Annotated in this window: 12 protein-coding genes and 3 pseudogenes; 4 read left to right on the top strand and 11 right to left on the bottom strand. The window is 70.1% G+C overall.

Going from position 1 to position 22649, the window contains the following annotated elements:
- Positions 1-104: 104 nt before the first annotated feature.
- Positions 105-1343, top strand: a complete 1239-nt coding sequence (locus WMF27_RS33105; protein ID WP_437764872.1) for a winged helix DNA-binding domain-containing protein — start codon at positions 105-107, stop codon at positions 1341-1343.
- A 130-nt stretch (positions 1344-1473) separates the two neighbouring features.
- On the opposite strand, the gene WMF27_RS33110 is transcribed toward WMF27_RS33105, so the two are convergent.
- The 3 genes from WMF27_RS33110 to WMF27_RS33120 form a co-directional block, all read right to left on the bottom strand.
- Positions 1474-2616: a hypothetical protein gene (locus WMF27_RS33110; RefSeq protein WP_437764871.1), complete on the bottom strand. Its 1143-nt coding sequence runs from the start codon at positions 2614-2616 to the stop codon at positions 1474-1476.
- Between the two features lie 506 nt (positions 2617-3122).
- Positions 3123-6149, bottom strand: a complete 3027-nt coding sequence (locus tag WMF27_RS33115; protein ID WP_437764870.1) for a hypothetical protein — start codon at positions 6147-6149, stop codon at positions 3123-3125.
- 545 nt (positions 6150-6694) lie between these two features.
- Positions 6695-9454, bottom strand: a complete 2760-nt coding sequence (locus WMF27_RS33120; protein WP_437764869.1) for a hypothetical protein — start codon at positions 9452-9454, stop codon at positions 6695-6697.
- A gap of 478 nt (positions 9455-9932) precedes the next feature.
- On the opposite strand from WMF27_RS33120, the gene WMF27_RS33125 reads away from it, so the two are divergent.
- Positions 9933-11306 carry an endo-1,4-beta-xylanase gene (locus WMF27_RS33125; RefSeq protein ID WP_437764868.1) on the top strand — a complete coding sequence of 458 codons (1374 nt, stop codon included), beginning with the start codon at positions 9933-9935 and terminating at the stop codon, positions 11304-11306.
- 6 nt (positions 11307-11312) lie between these two features.
- Positions 11313-11549, top strand: a complete 237-nt coding sequence (locus WMF27_RS33130; RefSeq protein ID WP_437764867.1) for a hypothetical protein — start codon at positions 11313-11315, stop codon at positions 11547-11549.
- Between the two features lie 59 nt (positions 11550-11608).
- On the opposite strand, the gene WMF27_RS33135 is transcribed toward WMF27_RS33130, so the two are convergent.
- Complete coding sequence (locus tag WMF27_RS33135) at positions 11609-13009, bottom strand: hypothetical protein (protein WP_437764866.1); 1401 nt, start codon at positions 13007-13009, stop codon at positions 11609-11611.
- A gap of 62 nt (positions 13010-13071) precedes the next feature.
- Here WMF27_RS33135 and WMF27_RS33140 point away from each other — a divergent pair, with 62 nt between their 5' ends.
- Positions 13072-14067 (top strand): TetR/AcrR family transcriptional regulator, encoded by a 996-nt coding sequence (locus WMF27_RS33140; protein WP_437764865.1) that lies wholly within the window; start codon positions 13072-13074, stop codon positions 14065-14067.
- A 620-nt stretch (positions 14068-14687) separates the two neighbouring features.
- On the opposite strand, the pseudogene WMF27_RS33145 reads toward WMF27_RS33140, so the two are convergent.
- The 7 genes and pseudogenes from WMF27_RS33145 to WMF27_RS33175 all read right to left on the bottom strand — a co-directional run.
- A pseudogene (locus WMF27_RS33145) lies at positions 14688-15930 on the bottom strand (IS91 family transposase); the annotation flags it as partial.
- A 21-nt stretch (positions 15931-15951) separates the two neighbouring features.
- Positions 15952-16815: a tyrosine-type recombinase/integrase gene (locus tag WMF27_RS33150; RefSeq protein ID WP_437764864.1), complete on the bottom strand. Its 864-nt coding sequence runs from the start codon at positions 16813-16815 to the stop codon at positions 15952-15954.
- 975 nt (positions 16816-17790) lie between these two features.
- On the bottom strand, positions 17791-19065 hold the full coding sequence (locus tag WMF27_RS33155) for an MFS transporter (RefSeq protein WP_437769978.1): 1275 nt from the start codon (positions 19063-19065) through the stop codon (positions 17791-17793).
- A gap of 418 nt (positions 19066-19483) precedes the next feature.
- Entirely contained in the window at positions 19484-19780 is a 297-nt protein-coding gene (locus tag WMF27_RS33160) for a hypothetical protein (RefSeq protein WP_437770004.1), read from the bottom strand.
- A gap of 228 nt (positions 19781-20008) precedes the next feature.
- Positions 20009-20152: pseudogene (locus WMF27_RS33165) on the bottom strand (transposase); the annotation flags it as partial.
- Between the two features lie 103 nt (positions 20153-20255).
- Positions 20256-20441, bottom strand: a pseudogene (locus tag WMF27_RS33170) (helix-turn-helix domain-containing protein); the annotation flags it as partial.
- 396 nt (positions 20442-20837) lie between these two features.
- Positions 20838-21830: a hypothetical protein gene (locus tag WMF27_RS33175; protein ID WP_437764863.1), complete on the bottom strand. Its 993-nt coding sequence runs from the start codon at positions 21828-21830 to the stop codon at positions 20838-20840.
- Positions 21831-22649 lie beyond the last annotated feature (819 nt).

Consider the following 22649-nt stretch of genomic DNA (forward strand, 5'->3'; position numbering starts at 1 on the left):
CCCTGAGTCCAGACGTGAGGCGCGCCGCCTGCTGCTCTGGCCAGGAGCAGCAGGCGGGCGGCCCATAGAGGTTGAGCCTCGTTTCGAGTAAGCTCGCGGGCTGCATGCCCGCCCCGACGCTGACACGAAGAGACCTCAACCGGGCCACGCTCGCGCGACAGATGCTGCTCGCGCGGGAGCAGACCTCGGCCGTCCACGGGATCGAGCGGCTGATTGCCCTCCAGGCCCAGCTGGCTCGGCCGCCGTTCATCGGGCTCTGGTCCCGGCTCGCGGCGTTCCGGCGCGAGCAGCTCGTCCAGCTCGTCGTGCGCCGCGAGGTCGTCCGGGCGCCGTTCCTGCGCGGCACGCTGCACCTCGTGAGCGCAAGGGACTACCTGGATCTGCACCCGGTCATCGCGCCGGTGCTCCACGCCGGGATGCGGTCGGTCCTCCGCGAGCGCGCGGACGCCCTCGACATCGCCGGGCTGGTCGCCGAGGCGCGCGCGTACTTCGACGCGGAGCCGCGGACCATGGACGAGCTGCGCGACTACCTGGCCGAGCTCCACGCCGACGGCGACGTGCGGGCCATGGCCCTCGCGGTTCGCATGCACCTGCCGGTCGTCCAGGTGCCCGCCGAGACCCCGTGGGGATACCCGGGAACGGCGGACTTCGCCCCGGCGGCGTCCTGGCTCGGCAAACCGCTCCGCGACGGCGGCGCGCCGCAGGCGCTCGTGCTCCGTTATCTCGCGTCGTTCGGCCCGGCGACAGCGACCGACGTGCAAACGTGGTCCGGCCTGACCCGCGTCAAGGAGGTGCTCCACGCCTTGCGAGAGCAGCTCTGCGTGTTCCGCGACGAGCGGGGCCGGGAGCTCTTCGACCTGCCCGACGCGCCGCGGCCGCCCGCGGACACCGCCGCGCCGGCCCGGTTTCTCCCCGATTACGACAACCTCCTGCTCGCGCACGACGACCGCACGCGGGTCATCGCGGACGAGCATCGCCCGCGGATCGTCATGTCCGCCAACCTGCGCATCCTGCCGACGTTCCTCGTGGACGGGTTCGTGGCCGGCACATGGACGGTCGAGCGGAAGAAGGCCACGGCCGCGCTGGTGCTCGAGCCGTTCGAGGCCCTTGGCAAGGCGGCGCGCGAGCAGCTCGCCGAGGAAGGGGAGGCGCTCCTCCGTTTCATCGAGGAGGACGCCGGCGCGTTCGAGGTGCGCTTCGGGAAGGCGGGAGCCGCGAAGGCGCCGGCGGCGCGGGCGAAGGCGAAGAGCGGCGGAGACGCGAAGGCGCCGGCGGCGCGAGCGAAGGCGAAGAGCGGCCGAGCCGCGAAGGCGCCGGCGGCGCGGGCGAAGGCCACGAGATGAGGCCGCCGGCTGACAACCCCCTCATTTTACTGGCATTGTGGCGAGAAAAGCAAAACGGGGAGACGGAGAAATTCATGGGATTTCACTCCCCTTCTCCCCGCCTCCTTGTGAATTTTCCCGGGCAATTACCTCACCGGAATTTGGCGAGGAAAATGTCGTGTCCCTTGCTCGTCAGCGTGCTGGCGCCAAACGTCACGCTGCCGCTGAAGTAACCGGTCAGGTAAGGCTGCCCGTCGGCGTCGAGCGCGGCGCCGAAGACGACCTGGTGTTGAGGCCCGCCGAAGCCAGCGCTCTGGATGTGAGCGCCCCTCGGGCTGAGACGAGCCAGGAAGATGTCCTTCTCGCCAGCGCTCACCAGCGGGCCTCCACCGAAATCCAGCGGGCCATCGTGGTTCCCGGCCATCACGAGGTTGCCGGCCCCGTCGACGCGGACCGCCATTCCGTTCTCATTCGCCGCCGAACCCCATCGTGCGCTGAAGCGGTGGGCGCCATCAGGGCCGAGTTCCACCAGAAAGACGTCCTCGCCTCCTGCGCTCACGAGCGGGCGACCGCCGAAGTCGACCGTGCCCGAGAAACCACCCGTGAGGAACAGATTGCCAGCGCTGTCCACCGCGCCTCTGCGCGGATCGATGTTGCCGGTCGCGCTGAGGCGCCTGCTCCACAGGTGGGCACCCGTCGCGCTGAGCTTTGCCACGAAGATCGCGACGTCGTCGCTGACGAGCGAGCCGCCGCCAAGGTCGATGCTCCCCGCCCAATCGCCGATCACGAACACGTCTCCTGCCCCGTCCGGCACGATCTCCGACACGTGGTCGTTCCGGTCGACGTCACCGAAGCTCCGGCTCCAGAGATGATTGCCCGCGGCGTCCAGCTTCGCGATGAACGCATCGGAGCTGATGAAATCGCCGAGCGACACGACAGGGCCGCCGCCAAAGTCCGTTGTGCCGGACAACGCTCCGCCGAGGATCACGTTGCCGTCGCCGTCCACAGCCACGCTGCGGCTGCCCATCGGCCACTCGGCGTCGAATCGCTTGCTCCAGAGATGATTGCCGCCGGCGTCGTACTTGGCCACCCAGACGTCGCTCCAGGCCGTGGGCGTGAACAGGCCGCCGCCGAGATCCACGGCCCCCTCACAGTTCCCTGTGGCGATCACCGCGCCCGAGGCGTCCAAGGCGACGGCCTCGCCGGTCGTGGTCCCCTCGACCCCAAACTGCTTGCTCCAGACGTGGTTCCCGGCGGCATTGTATTTCGCCAGCAAGGCGCTCTTGGATGCCATTGGGCGCGGGGGCGTGAGCGGGCCGCCGCCGAGGTCGACTGTTCCGTTGAACGTCCCGACGATGACTGCACTTCCGGAGGCATCCACTGCGATGTCGTGCGTCTCCTGGATCTCCGCGTCCCCAAAACGCCTGCTCCAGATCGCCTCGAAGGCGACACCGTGGCCGCCCCCGCCGGTCGCTCCGGCGCCTCCTGCGCCCCCGCTACCGCCACCGCCTTCTGCACCCCCTCCGGTCGGGCCGGCGCCCCCGCTGCCGCCACCGCCTTCTGCACCCCCTCCGGTCGGGCCGGCATCCCCTCCGCCCACGCCGCCGCCCTCGCCCGTACTCGTGGCAGCAGCGCTCCCGCCGCCGCCATGCTCGTCAGAGCACGCTGGCACCACGAGAGCGATCGTCGCAAGGGCGCTCAGCTTGAAGATGCGTTCCCACATGATGACTCAACCTCGGGTGCATGGACGATACGAGCGCTCTCGGGAGAAGCTGGCCGCCACCCCCGGAAGCCTGCGCCTCAAGGAGAAAACTTCGCCAGGAAGGCGTCGGTCTTGCCCGCCGGCGCGAGGGCGCCACCGCCGAGATCGAGCGCCCCGGAGAAGACACCGGCGCAGATCGCGTTCCCTGTGGCGTCGACCGCAAGCGCGCGCGGCTCCTGATCCATGGTGTCGCCGAACCGCCTGCTCCAGAGGTGAGCGCCGCCAGGATCGAGCTTCACAAGGAAGATATCGTAAGCCGTTATCGCGGAAGCAGCGCGCGAGACGACCAGGGGACCGCCACCGAAGTCACCCGTGGCGGTGAAATGGCCCGTGAGCAGGATGTTGCCCGCGGCGTCGAGCGAAGGCCCGGCCACCACCAACGCGCCCTCTGTGGGGCCGAATCGCTTGCTCCAGAAGTGATTGCCGGCCCCGTCGAGCTTCGCTGCGAAAACGGATCCCGAGCCAGGGACCGTGCCTCCACCAAAGTCGATGGCGCCCGACGTGTGGCCCGCGAGGACCAGGTTGCCAGATCCGTCCGTCGCGACGGCCGCCCGATGCCCACCCGGGCCGCCGAACCGCTTGCTCCAGAGGTGTTCGCCGGCGGGGTTGAGCTTCACGATGAAGATATCGCTTATGCCCGCGGCGACCAGAGGGATGCCGCCGAGGTCGACCGTCGCGCTGAAGCTGCCGGCGACGACGATGTCGCCTGCGCCATCGAACGCCACGCTGCGGGGGACTTCGCTGCCGAGCGCCGACGTGGCCTCGCTGAAGCGTCGGCTATAGAGGTGATTTCCGGCTCCGTCGAACCGGACGAGATAGCCGTTGCCGAAGCCCAAGGTGTCTCCGGGCGTCCCGGCCAGCGGCCGCCCTCCGAAGTCGATCGTCTGATGGTACGTACCGACGAGGATCACGTCGCCCGAGGCGCTGAAGGCCGCGTCCTCCACCGTGTTCCGCGCCACGGTCTCCCCGCTGCCGTCGACGTGCTTGCTCCACAGGTAGGCCCCGGCGCTGTCGAGCTTCAGGAGGAAGATGCCATTGCCGGCTACCGCCGTGAAAGGCCCGCCGCCAAGGTCGATGGATCCGGGGAACGTGCCAGCGACCAGGACATCGCCCGACGCGCTCACCGCGACCTTGCTGATCCACGCGTCGCCGAGGCGACGGTGCCAGAGCACGTTGCCAGCCGGGTCGAGCTTGGCCACGAGATAGGCTCCGTCGACCGGGCCGGACCCGAGATCTGCGGAGGTGGCCCGGAGGCCGACGACGACGTTGCCAGACGCGTCGAGCGCGACCGAACGCGCGTCTGCGGACACGGCATCATCGCCGAAGCGCCTGCCCCACGCCGGGGCGGACGATGGCTCGAGCTTCAGCGTGAACGCGTCGACACCGGCGCTGGCGAGCACGTCCCCCCCGACGAGCATGTCGCCCTCGAACTCGCCGGCGACGTGCACGGCGCCGGCGACGTCCCGCGCCACGGAGACCGCGCGCTCGGCGCCGCGTCCCCCGACACGGCGGCTCCAGGTCGGGTTGCCCAGCGCGTCGAGGCGCACCACAAAGACGTCGGTCGAGCCCGCGCTCGCGAGGACCTGGTCGCCGAACATCAATGTGCCAGCGAATGATCCGGAGATGATCGCTGTGCCGCCGCCGTCGACGGTGATCGCCTCCACCTGCTGATCGCGCGCGTCGTCCCTCGCATCGCCGAACCGCCTGCTCCAGACGTGGCCGCCCGAGGCAGCGAGCTGCGCCACGAAGATGTCCTTCCCGCCCGCGCTCGAGAGCGGCCCGCCGCCGAGATCGATCGCCTCCACGAAGTCGCCGGTCACGACGATGGATCCCGCCGCGCCGAAAGCGCCGATCGCCTTGCCGCGCTCTTCTCCCGAGCCGCCGAAGCGCTGGCTCCACAGGTGCAATCCCGCCGCGTTCAGCTTGGCGACGAAGACGTCCCTCCCGCCTGCGCTCGTGCGCGGGCCCCCGCCGAAATCGGCGCTCCCCTGGAGCTCGCCGGTCAGCAGCACGTTGTCTGCGACGTCCGCGGCCACACCTCCGGCCCGCTGGTCCTCCGCATCGCCGAAGCGCCGCGTCCAGTGGACATTCCCGGAACCATCGAGCTTCGTCACGAAGACGTCAGCGCCCCCCGCGCTCGCCAGCGCGGCCCCGCCCACGTCGAGGGTGCCATCGAAGTCGCCGGCGACGATCGCGCGCTGGTTGCCATCCACGGCGACGCTCGTGGCGCGCTGATCGCCAGGGCCACCAAGACGCTTGGTCCACAGGTGCGCTCCCGACGCGCTGAACCTGGTCACGAAGGCGTCCTTTCCGCCCGCGCTCGTCAGCGGGGCGGCGCCGTCGGGGAGATCCATCGTGCCCTCGAACGTTCCTACGACCACCACGTTGCCGTTGCCGTCGACCGCCACGGCGGACGCGCGCTGCTCGCCGGCGCCGCCGAGGCGCTTGCTCCACACGTGCGCTCCTCCCTCCCGGAGCTTTGCCACGAAGACATCGTCGCCTCCGGCGCTCGTGAGCAACACCCGGTCTTCGAAGCCGATGCTCGCCGCAAAATAGCCGACCACGAACGCGCTCCCGCCCGGGTCGACGGCGATGCCGGTCGCGCGCTGAGGGACATCGACGCCGAAGCGCCTGCTCCAGAGGTGATCCCCGTTCCCACAGGAGGCGTTCACGCCATTGCAGTCCTCGTCCGCCGCCGTGTGGCAATCATCCGAGGTCGGGAGCACTTCACCGCTGCAGCTCCCGTAGCCGGTCCCCTGGGCGTCGCAGATCTTCGCGCCTGCCTTGCAACTCCCGACGCCCGCGGTCCCTGGGGGCCCGAAGTAGCAGGGAGCAGCGTCACCGGGGACACAGAGACAGCCGGGGCCCTCCTCATTGGCCTGACCATCGCAATCTTCGTCCGCCGCATCGATGCAGGTCTCAGGCGCTGGCGTGACCTCACCGACGCAGGCGCCGAGCGCTGAGCCATCGTCGCTGCAGATCGCAACACCCCGGCGGCAAAGCCCGCGATCGGCGGTGAGCGGCGGCCCCGTGTAACACGGTACTTGAGCCCCAGGCTCGCACATCGTGCCGCCCCCTCCGCCACCGCCTTCTCCGGCCCCCGCGCCACCGCCTTCTCCGGCCCCCGCGCCACCGCCTGTGCCGGCCCCCGCGCCGCCGCCTGTGCCGGGACCTCCACTGGGCCCCGTTACGGCGCCTCCCTCGCCGCCTACGCCCGTGGAGCCGGCGGTCCCCGCGTCCCCGCCGGGTGCACCACCTGCCCCGGCCTGATCGCCGCCGCCCTCGCCGTCGTTGCAGGCAGCGAAACCCAAGAGCCAGAGCAACGCGAGCCAGGTCACTGAACGAGACGTCGGCATGGACCGTGCGACCTCCTCGAAACGAGGCGCGCGGCGGCCTCCTGGCTGCCGGCGCTCGCTCGATGGCCGCTTGGGTGCGGCCAGCGGCGACCCCATTCATCGCGCCGCGCGCGACCCACCATGGCCGAGGTCCTCAGCATCGTGGGCGCCCAGCCGACTCCGCTGGCGCTCGCCCCTCTCGAAAGGTGTGCTGCTCGTCGGGGTCGGAGAGCTCGACGCAAACCGTTCCGGTTCCGGTCGCTGAGTCGCTCGACCTACGGCGCCAGCTTCACGAGGAAAGCGTCTTCCGTGCCGTCCGCGGCGAGCGCTCCCCCGCCGAGGTCGACCTCCCCCACCGTGCTCCCGGCGACGAACACGTGGCCCGCGCTGTCCGCGGCGACCGACAAGCCCCGCTGGACGTCGGGACCGGTGAGCTGCGCGACCGACAGCAGGTCGCCCGCGCCGCTCAACCTGGCCGCGAAGGCGTCGTAGTCGCTCTGGCCCCAGGTGGAGAACGGGCTCCCGCCGAGCTCGCCCGCCCCATGGAAGCTGCCACCGAGCAGCAGGTTCGCCCCGTCGCTCGCGATGCCCGATACCCACACGTGCAGCCCGAGACCTTTGCTCCAGAGGTGGTTGCCGAGCGGATCGAGCTTCGCCAGGAACGACTCGTTGGCCTCTGGCGAGCTCGACAGCGGCCCGCCGCCGAGATCCAGGGTCGACCCGAACTTGCCCATCACGAAGAGGTTGTCGTCCGCGTCCACCGCGACGGCCTGGCCGGACTGCCACGCGTCGTCGCCGAAGTTCTTGCTCCACAGGTGATTGCCGAGCGCGTCGTACTTCACGATCAAGACGTCGTCCGAGCGCCGCGTGGCCTTCGACAGCGGCCCACCCCCGAAATCGGCGCTCCCACGCAGCGCGCCCACAAGGACCACGTTGCCTGCCCCGTCGGCGGTCGCGCTCCACGGGCGCATGTAGTCCGTCCCCACGAAGCCCCTGCTCCAGAGGTGCTCGCCGCCCGGAGAGAGCTTCACGAGGAACGCACAGTAGCCGACCGTGTTCCTCGGAGGGACGCGGCCGCCGCCGAAATCGATGCCCGTCTCGGAGCTGCCGGACAGGAAGATGTTCCCCGCGCCGTCGACCGCCAGCGCATCGAGCGACTTCACGCCGCCGGTGCTCAAGCGCTTGCTCCAGAGGTGGGTGCCGGACGGGTCGTATTTCGCCATGGCGATCGCCGGGATGCCGCGGCCGACCGGCCCGCCGCCGAGGTCGAGGTCGAGCGATGCCTCGGCGCCCACGAGGACAACGATGTTGCCGGCGCTGTCCACGACCATGCGCCGGATCGGGGCTGGCGAGAGCGGCGGGCCCACGTCGAAGGCCCTGCTCCATAGATGCTCACCGCGCGGAGAGAGCTTCCCCAGGAAGATCGCGGGGCCCCCCGGCGCGAGCTCTCCGCCGCCGAGATCCACGACGCCGCCGAGCGCGCCCAGGAACACCGCGTTGCCGCCGCCGTCCGCCGCCACCTCCAGGATGGAGTGTTGTACGCCGTTGTCCTGCATCCCTTCGCCGAGGTGGCACTGCGACGCATCGCCTCCGGTCGCTGGCGCGAACTCCACCACGAAGCTGTCGTCCCAGCCGGGGCGGCAGCCGATGAATTTGTGATCGCGGCACTCGATGAGATCGCCTGGCTGGAACTGACCGTCGTAGCGGCCCGCGAGCATTCCCCGCGGACCTTGTTCGGTGATCTTCCAGGCGAGCCCCGCCGCGCGCTGGTCCTGGGCGTCGCCGGCGCGGCGGATCCAGAGAGGCGCGCCGCTCCCGTCGAGCGCGGCGTAGAAGACGTCGTCGCCGCCGGCGCTCGTGAGCGGCCCCGCGCCCAGATCGATCCGGCCCTGGAACTCCCCCGCGAGCAGGGACACGTCGCCCTCCGCATGGACGATGGCCTTGCCGTGCTGCTCGGCCTCGTCTCCGAAGCGCGCGCTGTGGAGGTGATCCCCGGTCACGCTCAGCCAGGCCACGAAGACGTCGCTGTCTCCCGCGCTCACGAGCGGCCCCCCGCCGAAATCCGCCTGTCCCTCCAGATCGCCTATCAGCAGCACCTCGCCCGTCTCGCGCGCGTCGAGATCCCCGACATGCTGGTCCTGGGCGTCGCCGAAGCGCTTGCTCCAGAGGTGCTCGCCGTGGGCATCGAGCCTGGCCACGAACACGTCATCGCCGCCCGCGCTCACGAGGGGGCCGCCCCCGAAATCCGCCTGCCCCTGCAGATCGCCGGCCACGAGGACGTCGTCTGCGCTGTCCACCGCGATCGCCTCGCCGCGCTGGTCTGCGGCGTCGCCGAACCGCTGGCTCCACACGGCATTGCCGTCCGGATCGAGCTTGGCGACGAACACGTCGTCGCCGCCGGCGCTCGCGAGCGGGCCGCTGCCGAGGTCCACGGTTCCCTGGAACAGGCCCGTCACAAGGACATTTCCTCCGCTGTCCGCCGCGACCGCCTCGCCGCGCTGGTCTGCGGCGTCGCCGAAGCGCCGGCTCCAGACGTGTTGGCCGCCTGCGTCGAGCTTGACGACGAAGATATCGTCGCCGCCGGCGCTCGTGAGCGGGCCGCCGCCGAAATCCACGGTTCCCTGGAACAGGCCGACCACGATGACGTTTCGGGCGACGTCCACGGTGATGGCGCGCGCCCGCTGGGCGCCTGGGCCGCCGAACCTCTGGGACCAGAGGGGTATGTAATCCCATTCGGGAACGTCGCTGTCGCGCGCGAACTTCACCACGAAGGCATCATCGCCGCCTGCGCTGTACATCGAGCGCCAGCCGTTGCGATCCATGGCCCCTGCGAAGTGGCCGGTGACGATCATGCCGCCGTCCGGATCGATGGCGACGTCGGTGGCGACCTGCGCGTGAGCGCCGCCGAAGCGCTTGCTCCAGAGATGGCTCCCCGCGGGCGGGCATGCCGACGCGACTCCATCGCAGTGCTCGCCGCCGGCGCCGCCCGTGCCGCCGGCGCCGCCCGTGCCGCCGGCGCCGCCGGCGCCGCCCATGCCGTCCGTGCCACCCGTGCCCCCAACGCTGTTTGAGCTGCCCGTGCCCCCGGCGCTGCCTGCTCCCCCCGCCTCACCGGCGCCTCCCGCACTCGCCTCGCTGGCAGTCGGATGCGACCCCGCTCCGGTGCTGGAGCCACCCTGCTCACCGACGTCGCAGGCCAGCGCCGGCGCGGTGATCGCCAGCAGGACAGCTGCCCTTGTCAGCGGGCGCGCCCCGCGGCCCGATCGCCCTCGTCCTCGCAGCTCCTCCCTCATGCCCATGCCTCCTCCACCCAGGCCGCTCTGTTGCGCCAGTGCGACAGAACATTCACGAGAAGGCTGGATCCCGTCCGGGTTCACCCCCGTGCGGAAGGAGAAAAGAACACCTCCATCGAGACATTTTGTAAATAGTCTTACCTAACAACACACGCTGGACGCCCTGACTCGCTGTGGCCGGCGCTTATCGGGTATGGTGCGTTTCCGAGGGATCGCACCGATGCGCAAGAACTTGATTTCGATTGGGTTGCTCAGCTGCCTGCTCTGGTCCTGCACCTCGTCCACGTCGGCTCCGGACGATGATGCGGCCACGGGCGCCACCACCACCACCAGCAGCACCGCGAGCACGGCTCCAACGAGCGGAACATCGGCGAGCGCCGGGGGTGGCGCGGGCGGCAGCAACGCTGGAGGCAGCGGCAGCACGTCGGCCGGTGGTGGCCAGACAAACGAGGGCGGAAGCGGCGGCACGGGCAGCGCTGCCTCCGGAGGCACGGGCGGCGCGGGGACAGGCGGCGCGGACACGGGCACGGGCGGCATGCCCGATGAAGGCCCCAAGGACCTCGCGGAGAAGTACGCGAGCCTCTTCCCGATCGGGGCAGCGGTGGATTCGCAGTCGTACATGACGCACGCCGCGCTGCTGAAGACGCACTTCAACAGCATCACCGCCGAGAACGAAATGAAGTTCGAGTCGCTCCAGAGGAACGAAAACAGCTTCACCTACGACGCGGCGGATCGCATCGTGAGCTTCGCGGTCACGAACAAGATGAAGGTCCGCGGGCACGCCCTGGTCTGGCACAGCCAGAACCCGGCATGGCTGTTCTCGAACGGCTCCGGCGGCACCGTGTCGCGGCAGACCTTGCTGACGCGCATGAAGAACCACATCAGCAACGTGGTGCGTCACTTCCGGGGCAAGGTCTACGCGTGGGACGTCGTGAACGAGGCCATGATGGAGGACGGCTCGTACCGCACGGGCAACCTGGCAGATGGCCAGAGGAGCCGCTGGTACGAGGTCCTCGGCGAGAGCTACATCGCGGAGGCCTTCAAGGCCGCGCACGAGGCCGATCCAGACGCCAAGCTGTTCTACAACGACTTCTACAACTACATCCCCGCGAAGCAGCAGGGCATCTACAACATGCTCAAGGGCCTGCTCGACCAGGGCGTGCCGGTCCACGGCGTCGGGCTGCAGGCCCACCTCAACATCGAGCCCTCCACGGTGACCACGAACCAGGCGGTTCACCAGAACGTGGCCAACATGGAAGAGGCGATCAAGCTCTATTCATCGCTCGGCCTGGATGTGCAGGTCACGGAGCTCGACCTCTCGCTGTACATCCCCGGCGTGACGTACAACCAGAGCACGTTCTACACGGCCGCGACCTTCACCGACGCGCTGAAGGCCAAGCAGGCCGCGCGCTACCGGGAGTTCTTCGAGCTGTTCCGGAAGTACAAGTCCGTGATCACGGGCGTCACCTTCTGGGGCATCGCGGACGACAACACCTGGCTGTCGGAGTTCAGCTCGGGGCGCAAGGACTTCCCCCTGCTCTTCGATGGCAACCACAACCCCAAGCCCGCCTACGACGCCGTGGTGGGCTTCTGAGGGGTCATGATGGCCAGACGAGCCGGCCTGGTCCGGCTCGCGCTCGCCGAAGCGCGCCCGCGGCCGGGCGCGCGATTCCCGCATTTCTGGCTGGACGGCAACAGGAGACAGCGCGGCAGCCGCTCCATGATCGACTACGGCGCTTCGATCCTGCTGCTCGGCGCGGCCGTCGAGGCGCTGCCCGCGGACCTCGAAGCGCTGGAAGCGCGGGGGGGCGCGCGCCGCGCGCCGCGCGGGGGCTGACGGGCGTCGTGGCGCCCTGCGCTCCTCCGGGAGACCGCGGGCGAGGGACGATCGCGGCGTCACGGCGTCATCGGCAGCGCGACCAGGAGGTTCAGGTTGCACATCTCGTTCTGCGTGCCCCACCCCGGCAGCACCGGGGCCTCGGCGTCGCGCGTGTCGAAGGTGCATGTCACCTCGAGCGAGGAGCTCGGGTCGAGCAGCGGCGGCATGCGATACCAATAGACGTTCTGCCAGTGGACGTCCCAGTCGTTCACGCGCGCGATGCAGCTCTCCTGCGTCCCCGACCCCACGCGCAGGTCGAAGGTGCGCCCGCGCTCGTGCATGTGCGGCATCACGCCGAGAACCTCGATCGAGGGCAGCGCCTGGTCGAGCGCGAGCTCCGCCCGCGTCCTGCGCCATGTGTAGGCGGCGTTCTGCTGGCCGGGCGGCAGCGTGTCCGGGCCGTCCGGCTCGAAGAGGGTCGTCATGAAGCCGTCGTCCCCGACGAACACGGCGCGCCGCTCCACGGTGTCCTCGTAGCGGAGCCGGAGGCGCGTCGAGTCCTCGGCGGAGGCGCCCGCGTGGTCATGGATGTTGTAATGCACCTGGACGACGAAGACGTCCTTCGCGGAGACCGGCGCCCCGGTGCCGCCGGGGAACTCGACCACGTCCTGCCCGGGCGCCCAGGCGAACAGCGGCTGGAACGGCAACTCGTCGGCCGGTCCGCCGAAGCACTGCCAGCCGGGCCGGTCCGGCGAGGCATCGTCGAGCTCCGTCATCACGTCCTGGTTCGTCTTGCCCTCCGCCAGCGACGCCTCCGAGGGGGTCACCCGATAGACCGTGACGTGATGAACGATGGACCGGACCCCGGGCGTCACCTGATATCCGGTGATGAAGCGGTCCGCGTCGAGGCTCGGGTCCACGGGGAAGCACCTCCACTCGTCGTGGGCCGCGAGGGGATCGGCGGGGTCGACCACGGGGGTGATCGGCGGCGTCATGTAGTCGACCCCGCCCTCGAGCGTGGGCACGGGCGGGGTGGGCGGCGCGCCCGCGCGATCGCCCTCGGCGCGCGCCCCGGTCGCCCAGCGATGGATGACGTCGAGCTCCTCGGCGGTGAGCGTCTCGTCGTCCTTGAAGTCGCCGCACGAGCCGTCGTGCTTCACAAGGAAAGGGGGCATATGGCCGCCCCGCACCGCGTCGTCGATCGCGCCGGCGCGCGCCTTCGCCGAGATGTAGTCGTCGAGGCGGAAGGGCGCGAGCCCGCCCTCCTGGTGACACGCGGCGCACTTGGACGCCGTTATCGGCGCGACGTCCTGCCAGAACGTCGGCTCCTGCGCCGTCTCCGCCTCCTGCGCCGCGCATCCGAGGGAAAGCGCGAGGAGCGGCACGGAGGCCGCGAGGCCGCGCGCGTGGAGGAGCAGGGTCGTCGTTCGCGTCGTTCGCGTCGTTCGCCTCGATGGCCTCTCGTCGTGCTGCTTCAAGCGGACCTCCAGCAACTGTTTACGTCGTACACTGTACTGTGTGTGGTATACGCAGTTGAAGGATGGCTGTCAAACCAAAGAGACGGCGAAAAACGGCGACGGAGTACAGCGGGGGCGGCGACGCCGTGCGCAGCCTCAAGCTCCTCTGGGGGGTCAGGAAGCGGCCGAGCCGGGGGCCCAGGCCCGGCCTGAGCCTCGATCAGATCGTGCGGGCCGCGATCGAGCTCGCCGACGGCGAGGGGCTCTCGGCGCTGTCGATGCAGCGGGTCGCCGGGAAGCTCGGGTTCACCACGATGTCGCTGTACAGGTACGTGCCGGGCAAGGCCGAGCTCCTGGATCTCATGCTGGACACCGTGGCGGGGGAGCTGCCCCTCGTGGACAGCGTCCCCGGGGGATGGCGGACCAAGCTCGAGGCGGCGGCGCTCGCCGACTGGGCGCTCTACCACCGCCACCCGTGGTTCTTGCTCGTGACGCCGGTGCGCCCCGTGATGGGGCCGAACGGGATGGCGGCGTACGACGCGGAGCTCCGCGCGGTCTGCGGGATCGGCCTCACCGCCCGCGAGGTGCTCGCCGCCGTCCACCTCGTCGACGGGTACGTCCGAGGCGCGGCGAGGCTCTCGGTGGACGCGGTCGAGGCCGAGCAGGAGACCGGCGTCACCGACGAGCAGTGGTGGTCCGAGCGCGCGTACTTCTGGGACAAGCTCTTCGACCCGGGGCGCCACCCGACGATGGCGAAGCTGATGCGCTCGGGCGCGTTCGACGACCACCCGTTCACGGAGGACGTGTTCCTGTTCGGCCTCCAGCGCGTGCTCGACGGCATCGAGGCGCTCGTCCGGTCGCGCTCCGGTCAGTGTGACGAAAGTCCCGAAACGTCACGACCCCCGGCGCGCGTTGGTGATGAAACTTCCGGCGACGCCCCCCGGCGTGACGAGGGGCCGACGTGCGCGCAGTGCGGCCGCGAGATCGCCCAGCCTGCCACGGGGCGGCCGCGGGCTTACTGCTCGCGGGCGTGCCAGCAGCGCGCTTACCGGGCGCGCAACGCGTCCGACGGGCGGTGATCGCCGCCCCTGTGCGCCTGCCGCCGGAGCGTGGCCGTACCCCTCAGCGCGCCGCCAGCATCCAGGCCGGGGCCCACCAGTAGCGGTGGAGCAGCCGGCGATCGACGCGCGCGAAGCCGGCCTCGTGCCGCAGCGCCGCTCCCGCAGGCTGCGGAGTGAAAGCGGCCCCCTGGTCTAGGCGCCGACCCCGACCGGTGATGCCGCGAGCCCTTGACCGCGCGCGATGCGGCGGCGGAGGGCGCCCCGTTGAATAGGCGTTTGCGGGACTGCGCCCGAGCAGCAGCGGCGGCGAGGTCCCGGCGCAGTCCCGCAAACGTCGGGTTGGACCGGGCCGGTTCGCGGCCGGGCGAGGCGGTCGCGGGGTCTATGGAGATCCTGCCCGAGAAGGCAGCAGAGGGCGGGCGCGGCGGGGCTCGCACGCGTGGTGCATCCCGCCGCCACGACGTTGGGCGCAGACGTGCCGAGCGTGCCGAGACAGAGCGCGGCGCCGACGGAGGCCCAGCAGCACGCAGGCCGCCGACATGGACGGCGCAGAAGGCGGATCGATGCCTGACCGCCGCGCAACGGAGGTGGTGTGGTTGCTCCTGTCCAAGCCAGCGATGCTCATGACGTGTCCGGAGGCGCAGCGGAGGAGGCGACGACGCACGACGGCAGCGGGCGGCGAGCCATCGCAGCCTGACCGCAGCGAGGACAGATGGACAGGTCGATGCCCGTGAGCGCGGTGAGCAGCGTGCACCAGTCGACCTTGACGACATGGCGCGCAGGGGGCTCGTGCTCGTGAGAGCTGCCTTCCTGGTGCTCATCTCCCCCGACAGCGCGCTGCTCTGCGTCTCGCGCCGCCAGGATCCTCGTGCGTGCCACCTCGAGCGTGGTGGTGGCGTGACACGCAGCCATCAGGCCGAAGTGTCGGATCTTCACGAAGCGATGAGGCAGCACGTGCAGCAGGAAGCGACGCAGAAACTCCTCTGCGGAGAGCGTCACGGTCTTGTCTCCGCGGGTCCGGAAGCACACGCCGCGCTCATCCATCGACCGCAGCCGGTGATTGGACAGCCCGACGCGGTGGGTATAGCGGCCGAGGTAGGCAAAGACCTGCTCGGGCCCAGCGAAGGGCGGCTTGGCGTAGACCACCCAGGGCTTGCGGTAGAGCGCGTCGAGCAGCGCCGCGAAGGCAGCGGGGTTGGCCAGCGCGGCGGCCCCGCCGGTCAGGTCGAGCTCTCCGGCGTCATAGGCCTGCCGGAGCGCGGCGAGCAACTTGCCACGGAAGAGCTTGCCGAGGACCTGCACAGGGAAGAGGTAGCCGCGCCGCCCCTCGATCCAGCGCGAGCCGTCGAGCGAGAGCCCACCGCCCGTGACGATGCAGTGCAGGTGCGGATGGAAGCTGAGATTGCGGCTCCAGGTGTGCAGCACGGCGGTGACACCGATGTCGGCGCCGAGCCGCTTGGGATCGCGGCCGAGCGTGAGCAGCGTCTGCGAGCCGCACTGGAAGAGCAGATCGAAGACCGTCTGCGGGTTGACGAGCGCCAGCGGGCGCAGCTCGGCCGGGAGCGTGAAGACGACGTGGAAGTAGTGCGTCGGCAGGATGCGCTGCTGCCGCTCGGCGATCCACCTGGCCTGGCTGAGGCTCTGGCATTTGGGACAGTGGCGGTTGCGGCAGGAGTTGTACGAGGGCTGCTCGTGGCCGCAGCTCGTGCACACGTCGACATGGCCGCCCAGCACCGCGGTCCTGCACGCCGCGATGTCGCGCAGGACCTTGCGCTGGGCGGCGGAGACGGCGTGGGCGCGCAGGTAGGCCTCGCCGTGTGCGCGGACGATATCCGCGACCTCGAGACGAGGCCTACCCGTCGCCGCGGGCCGCGGCGCCAGGCGATGCGTGAGCACGCGACCTCAGCCGAGCTTCTTCTTGGCCTCCTGGGTGCCGAGCACTTCGGCCGGGCTGCGGGTGCGACCGACGTGAGCCTGGCTGACGCGGACGTAGCGGACGGTGGTGCGGATGGAGCGGTGGCCGAGCAGGGCCTGGATGACGCGGATGTCGGTGCCGAGCTCGAGCAGGTGGGTGGCGAAGCTGTGCCGCAGCACGTGCGGGGTGACGCGCTTGTGCAGCTTGCAGCGCCTCGCCGCCTCGCGCAGCGCGTTGCGCACCGCCTCGTGCGAGATGACCGAGCCCTGCTTGCGACCCGGGAACAGCTCCGGTCCAGCCGGTCTCTCCGCCCGCCAGTAGATGCGCAGCGCGGTCAGCACGGGGGCGCTGAGCATCACGTACCGATCACGCCCGAGCTTGCCATTGCGGACGTGGATGAGGTTGCGCTTGCTGTCGACGTCCTCGACCCGCAGCGAGCAGACCTCATCGATCCGCAGACCGGCGCCGTACGCCGTCAGGACGATCGTGCGCTGCGTGACCGAGCCGATCGCGTTGAGCAGCGCCTCGACCTCGGTGCCGCTGAGGACCGGCGGCAGCTTCTGGGGTACCTTCGGCCAGGGGATCGCGACGGCGACCTCCGGACGCCCGAGCGTGGTGGCGTAGAGCAACTTGATTGCCGCCACGTACTGGTGCTGCGTCGCCTCCGCGATCTTTCGCTGCTCGGCGAGGTAGAGCAAAAACGCGCGCACCTCGTCGAGACCCATCTGCTGCGGGGGCTTGCGGTGGTAGGCTACGAAGGCCCGTGCGCAGCGGAGGTAATTCTCGCATGTCGACGGCTTGTATCGCCGCAGCTTCAGGTCTTCGGCCATTCGATCGCGGAGCTGTCCCATCGCTGCCCTCCTGGTGGACGCGACGCCCGGGCAGGGGCGTCGCGAACGGCAGGGTGGGCAGGGAATGAGGCGGCGGGCGGCCAGTCCTACGTTGCGCCGGGCGCTTTTTTTTCGCGGTGAATACCGGCAAAATCCGCGCTGCGGCAGCAATGAGTGCCGTGACAACCGCAACGAAGACAAGGATCCGAGCCGCAGCAGGAAACCGCGGCTCGGTGTCCGGAATGCTTAACGGAGCAGGGCCCGCAGCAGCTTCTTGAGCCTCACGCCGAGCTCCTGCACCTCGTCCGCATCGCGCTAGCTCGCGGCCCCGAGCGCCGCCGCCAGGTCCATGGCTCCCAGGGTCTCGTGGATGCCTACGCGGGGCGCGAGGGCGGTGTCGTCATCGCGATCGCGATCGCGGGGGTCGTCGCGGTCGACCTCAGCAGGGACAGGAGCTGCCGCGAAGCGGCTTGGTCCAACCGGCGAGCCTCGATCCTGGGAAGCTCGCGTCGGCCGACGCGTCGCCTCGGGCCCTCGTGGTTGCCTCGCTCGCCGGCCCCCTGAACCGCGCCGTCGCCCTTGGGGATGAGGAGGCGGCGCGGATCGTTCACGAGGCGAAAGGGAGGCTGCTCGGCCTGGTGCCAGCACCGGAGGGGAGAGAAAGGTCGCGCCGACGGTAGCAAGCCGCATTGACGAGGCGCCCGGATAGGACAGGTGCGGAGATCCGCGGAAACCGAACTGTCTTGGCCTTGGCCGGCACTGTCGGAGATGGCGGCCGATGTGGCACAGGACAGCTATCCAGCGAGCTCCGACGCTACGAGCACCGGGACGTCCGGCGGGGGCGGCGGCTTGCCCGCTTGCGATGATGGGCAGACCTTCTGCTCCGGATCCTGCTGCACTGCCACGCGACATTCGCTCGCTGGCCTTGCGGACGCTGGGTAGAAGTTGCGGATGCTGGCGGCGGCCTGCGGCCGCCAGGCCTGATCCGCCGGCGCCCTACCAGCCTGCCAGCCGGGGGACGAGCACCCGGATGCTGACGCCGGCGATGAGCAGGCAGCCGGCCAGAAACAGCATGGGGGCGAGCTGGCTGCCGGTCGCGTCGTAGATGCGCGGCACCACGTTCTGGGCCACGAAGCCGCCGAGGTTGCCCACCGAGTTGATGGCGGCGATGCCAGCGGCGGCGTGCGGGCCCGCGAGGAGCTTCTGGGGCACGCTCCAGAACACCGGCTGGCCGGCGAAGATAGCGGCAGCGGCGACGCACAGCAGGGCGAACTTGGGCGCTGCGCCCGGCACGACCACGCTCAGCACCAGGGTGACGGCGCCCAGCAGCATGGGGCCGGAGATGTGCCAGGCGCTGACGCCGTTGCGGGCGGCATGGCGCGGCACCCACCAGAGCGCCAAGGCGACGAAGACCCAGGGGATGACGTTGATGAAGCCGTTCTGGATGTTCGAGGCGCCGAAGCCCTTCACGAGGGTGGGCAGCCAGTAGCTGAGGCCGTAAGCGCCGAGCGGCAAGCCGACATACAGGCCGGCGAGCGCCATCACTCGTATGTCCAGCAAGGCCCGCCAGGGGGAGCCTTCCGCCTGTTGGCGGGGCTCCGCGGCGAGGGTCCTGGCGAGCCAGGCCTTCTGGTCGGGGGTGAGGAAGCGGGCCTGCTCGGGGTGGCTCGGCAGGCGCCAGAGGACGTAGGGCGCGAGCAGGACGGCGGGAGCGCCGGTGGCCACGAACACCCACTGCCAGCCAGCCAGTCCCAGGAGGCCGTTGAGATCGAGCAGCGCGCCGCCGACGACCGAGCCCACCGCGTTGGCCACGGCGCTGGCCATCATGAAGGCGCCGATCATGCGGGCGCGGTGCGCATGCGGGTACCAGAGGGTCAGGACGTAGAGCACGCCCGGGAAGAAGCCGGCCTCCGTCACGCCCAGCAGGAAGCGCAGGACGAAGAACATGGCCGGGCTCTGGGTGAACCCCAGCGCGATGGTGACGAGGCCCCAGGTGCCCATGATCCGGCTGAACCAGACCCCGGCGCCGACGCGGACGAGGATCAGGTTGGCCGGCGCCTCGAACAGGAAGTAGCCGAGGAAGAACAGCGAGGCGCCGAGGCCGTATGCGGCTTCGGTGAGGCCCAGGGCGCCTACCATCTCCAGCTTGGCATAGGAGACGTTCTGCCGGTCGATGTACGCGATCAGGTACATCAGGCAGAAGAGCGGCATCAGGCCAAGGGTGATCCGCTTCAGGGTCGCGGCGCCGATGTCCGGGGTCGCGACGCCCATGTCCGGGGCCGCGGGGCCCATGTCCGGGGCCGCGCCCCCTGCGTGCTGCATGCCATCCTCCAATCCTCTCGATAGGCTAAGAAATCCAAACTCGATCCGAAAGTCAAGCTCCTCTCGTAGCGGCCGTCCAATCGTACAGCCACGCTGCATGCGATGGTTGACATGCGCTTGGCTGTGGGTTGCCGTGTCGCCGCTCCGCGGAGCGGCTACTCCTGCGGAACAGCCATCTAAGCGGATAGGCAACCATAGAGCTCTCGCGCGTCTCAAGCGCCGCGGGATCGGCGCCTGGCGAGCCATCTATCGCGCATCAAACACCCGCTCGCCCCGTCGCAGGGCCCGCGCGCCGTGCATTGGGTGCAGCTCTGGCTCGACGACCGCGACGTGCGTTCGCCATGACGGGCTCGGGCCGGGTGCCCACCTACGCCGCGTCGAACCCGAACGCCATCGGTTCCCACGTTGGATCGCGCGCGGGTGCTGCCGTTCGGGGCTGCGAGGGCAAGTTCAGATGATCGAGGATGCGGCGCACCACCGCTGAGTCGGTGATCGTGGAAAGCACGCGCATCCTCCGTTCGCATTTCGGGCAGCGGAGCGAGTCGAAGCCGAACGAACGCTTCATGAGCACGGCCCACTCGACGTAGCGGGACGTTGCGAACAACTCCCCTTCGAGCAGCCGCCCCCAGTGCAAGACCGAGATCAGGGTCGGCTCGACTCGCACCGTGGGCTCGGCATGCGCGAGCGACCTCGCTGAGAGCGCCGGCGGAGCGCACGGCGACGCGGGCGCGGGCGATGCGGGCGCGGCGGGCAGAGACGCGTGCCCCGCGCACGGCTCAGACTTCGCGGCGCGGGCCGGAGGTTTGGGTGTCACGAGAGAGCGCCACGACGAGCGAGGCGCGAACACGCCATGGTATCTCACAAGCGGGATCTTCGGCGGAGGAATCAAAGCCGCGAGCCGGGCCATGAACTCCATTGGACTCATGACGCGGTGAGTGCGTCCCCGCCGAGGTGTCTTCAGCAAATACGCTATACGCCCATCGGGCAGGAGCTCGATTCGATCGAGTGCGAAGGCCGGGCGGGAGCAGTACCGCACGAGCAGCTCGCGCCCCTGGCGCGATCGGCGACGGGTGCATGGGCGGATGAACCCGACGGCGGCGCGGCGGAATCAACCCGTGCTTCTTGAGTGCGTCGCCGATCGTGCTGGCGGCTGGCAGCACCTTGACGCCTAACGACTCCAGCCGCGCACGCAACTTCTTCGGCCCCCACTTCGGGTGCTCCTTGCGAAGCTCGATCAGCTTGTCGAGCACTTCCGCCGGCGTCCGATGCGGGCATGAGTGTGCCACCGGCCGATGCTCTGCGAGCCCAGCGGCGCCACGCGCTTCATGGCGCGCGACCTACTTGTAGCCTGTTTTCCGGCTGATCCCGGAGCGCTCACAAAGCGCCGTGAACGTCTCGTCGGACTCGTTGACCAAACTGACGAAATGAACGCGCTGATCCATGGGACAGGTCGCTCTCCAGGGCACCGACACCTCCGGTCGGCTTCCTACAAGAGCCGAGAGCCTGTTACCTAGGCTCCCGGTCTGATCTGTCACCTAGGGTCCCGGTCAACTTTGTAACCCAGGCCCCCGGTCTGTACCGTCCTGGCCGCCGCACGCGGCTTGCCGCGTCGCCGAGACCAGGGCGAGCGCGAGCATCGATGTGATGCGAGTTCCTTCGTACATGAATCCTCCTGAGGCGAATGGGCTGATCGGGGGGCGGAGCGCGCCGGCGGGCCGGCGTCAGGGCGTCAGCGCGAAGCAGTAGAGCCCGCCGTAACCGCCGCCGGACCCGACGGTGGGCGAGTCGTCCTGGGGCGGGCCCTCCTCCACGAGGTAGACGCCCGGTGCGCACCCCGGCGCGTCGTGGGACGATATCCACTGGGACCCGCTCATCGCTGCGCCGAAGTTCCTCGGCCACGAGTGTCCGACGCGCGGTTTCCCGGAGGCACTGTCGCCTATCGCGCTCGTCCAGTCGTTGCACGTCGCCGTCGGGCCGACGAGCCGCCCTTGCCTGTCGCTTCCCGTCAGGGTGTCGTGGTTGTCCACCGCGGGCTGGCTCGGATCGGCCTGGTGGTTGGGGACGCCGTCCTCGTTGGGCAGATCGTTGATGATCGCCTCGTCGGCCCCGCTGGGACGCGTGCTCGGCAGCTCCTCTTTGCTGTTCGCGACCAGCCGGCCGAGCCGGTCGTACCAGGGACCCTCGCCGATGCGATCGATCGCATTGACCTGCTTGCCGTCCTCTCCTGCCGTGGCGCTCAGGAACGCGCGCCACCCCTTGCTGCCCGCGCCCGGGAGGCTCTTCTCGGCGATCGTCGCGCAGATCTTGTCCGCGCCGCGGAGACCGGCGCCCGGCCCCGTCTCCCCGAAGCGGAGGTCGCCCCCGAAGCCGTCCTCGGAGCCCGACAGCTCCCGCATGGCTTTGAGGCTCGTCACGAAGAAGCTGAACTTCTCGGTCGTCCCGCCGCCGGTGGTCACGCCGCCGCCGGAGGTCGCGGCGTCGCCGCCGCCGCCGGAGGTCGCGGCGTCGCCGCCGCCGCCGGAGGTCGCGCCGCCGCCGCCGGAGGCCGCGCCGCCGCCGGAGGTCGCGCCGCCGCCGGAGGTCGCGCCGCCGCCGGAGGTCGCGCCGCCGCCCGAGGCCGACGACGAACTGGTCGCTCCGTCGTCCAGGACGCCCTCGTCCGAGCCGGAGCAGCCGAGCATGGGCGACAGCAGCGCGAGGGTGAGGGGGAGCATCAAGGGATGATAAGCGCTTGTCATGGTCTTCGCTTTCCTGTGGTTGTTGCCTCGGGCTATCCGTTGCGCCGTGAGCCGGCGAGGCTCACTGGCACGTGAGATCGGCATGGCGAGCTTCACGTGGACGGTGGAGATGCCGGCCTGACCCGGCAGGGCCCACTCGACCGCCGGATCCGCCGGATCCGCCGGGGCCATCGGGCGCCGGCGGGTCGTTGCCGTCCGTCGTCGAGCTCGAACCGTTGTGCGACAGAAGGCTCGAGACCGCGCCTCGAGACCGCGCAAAGGATGCCGACCCACCAACCTCGCCGGGGGACGAATTTTGCAGTCTGGAGAAGTTTTGGCGACATCTCGATGGCGATCTGTCGGCCCGTTGAGGTCGCGGGTCAATGTCTTTGGCGCCGCGCCCGCGAAACCCGTGCAGGCGCGTACCTGTCGGTCCGGGGTTGCGCTCGGCGAGGTTCACGACGGCATCGCCCCAGGTGCCTGCGCTCACCGGCTGCCGAGCCTGGACAGGCGCGCGCGCAGCCGCGGCGCATGGACGCTCTCGCCGTGGCGGGAGCGGAAATCGGCGAGACCAGGGCGAGCGCGAGCATCGACGTGACGCGCGTGCCTTCGTACATGAATCGTCCTGAGACGAAGCGCGTAGGCAAATCAAGCCGGATCGCAGCGCGAGGAAGTGGAGCGCGGCAGAGCGAACGGGTGGGACCGCGAGCGTCGTGATGGCTCGGTCCTGGGTCGAAAGAGCGTGGTCCGGGCGGCGCCGCGCGAGGCGGATAGGAAACCATAGAGCTCTCGGCCGTGTCGAGCCCCGTGGGAACG

Origin of the sequence: Sorangium sp. So ce281 (assembly GCF_051527395.1) — a bacterium.
Taxonomy (GTDB): Bacteria; Myxococcota_A; Polyangia; order Polyangiales; family Polyangiaceae; genus Sorangium; species Sorangium cellulosum_B.

Coding starts and splice junctions, on each gene's coding strand:
- WMF27_RS33105 (WP_437764872.1), top strand. CDS start 105: ATGCCCGCCCCGACGCTGACACGAAGAGACCTCAACCGGGCCACGCTC.
- WMF27_RS33110 (WP_437764871.1), bottom strand. CDS start 2,616: ATGGCATCCAAGAGCGCCTTGCTGGCGAAATACAATGCCGCCGGGAAC.
- WMF27_RS33115 (WP_437764870.1), bottom strand. CDS start 6,149: ATGTGCGAGCCTGGGGCTCAAGTACCGTGTTACACGGGGCCGCCGCTC.
- WMF27_RS33120 (WP_437764869.1), bottom strand. CDS start 9,454: ATGGGCGGCGCCGGCGGCGCCGGCGGCACGGGCGGCGCCGGCGGCACG.
- WMF27_RS33125 (WP_437764868.1), top strand. CDS start 9,933: ATGCGCAAGAACTTGATTTCGATTGGGTTGCTCAGCTGCCTGCTCTGG.
- WMF27_RS33130 (WP_437764867.1), top strand. CDS start 11,313: ATGATGGCCAGACGAGCCGGCCTGGTCCGGCTCGCGCTCGCCGAAGCG.
- WMF27_RS33140 (WP_437764865.1), top strand. CDS start 13,072: ATGGCTGTCAAACCAAAGAGACGGCGAAAAACGGCGACGGAGTACAGC.
- WMF27_RS33150 (WP_437764864.1), bottom strand. CDS start 16,815: ATGGGACAGCTCCGCGATCGAATGGCCGAAGACCTGAAGCTGCGGCGA.
- WMF27_RS33155 (WP_437769978.1), bottom strand. CDS start 19,065: ATGGGCGTCGCGACCCCGGACATCGGCGCCGCGACCCTGAAGCGGATC.
- WMF27_RS33175 (WP_437764863.1), bottom strand. CDS start 21,830: ATGCTCCCCCTCACCCTCGCGCTGCTGTCGCCCATGCTCGGCTGCTCC.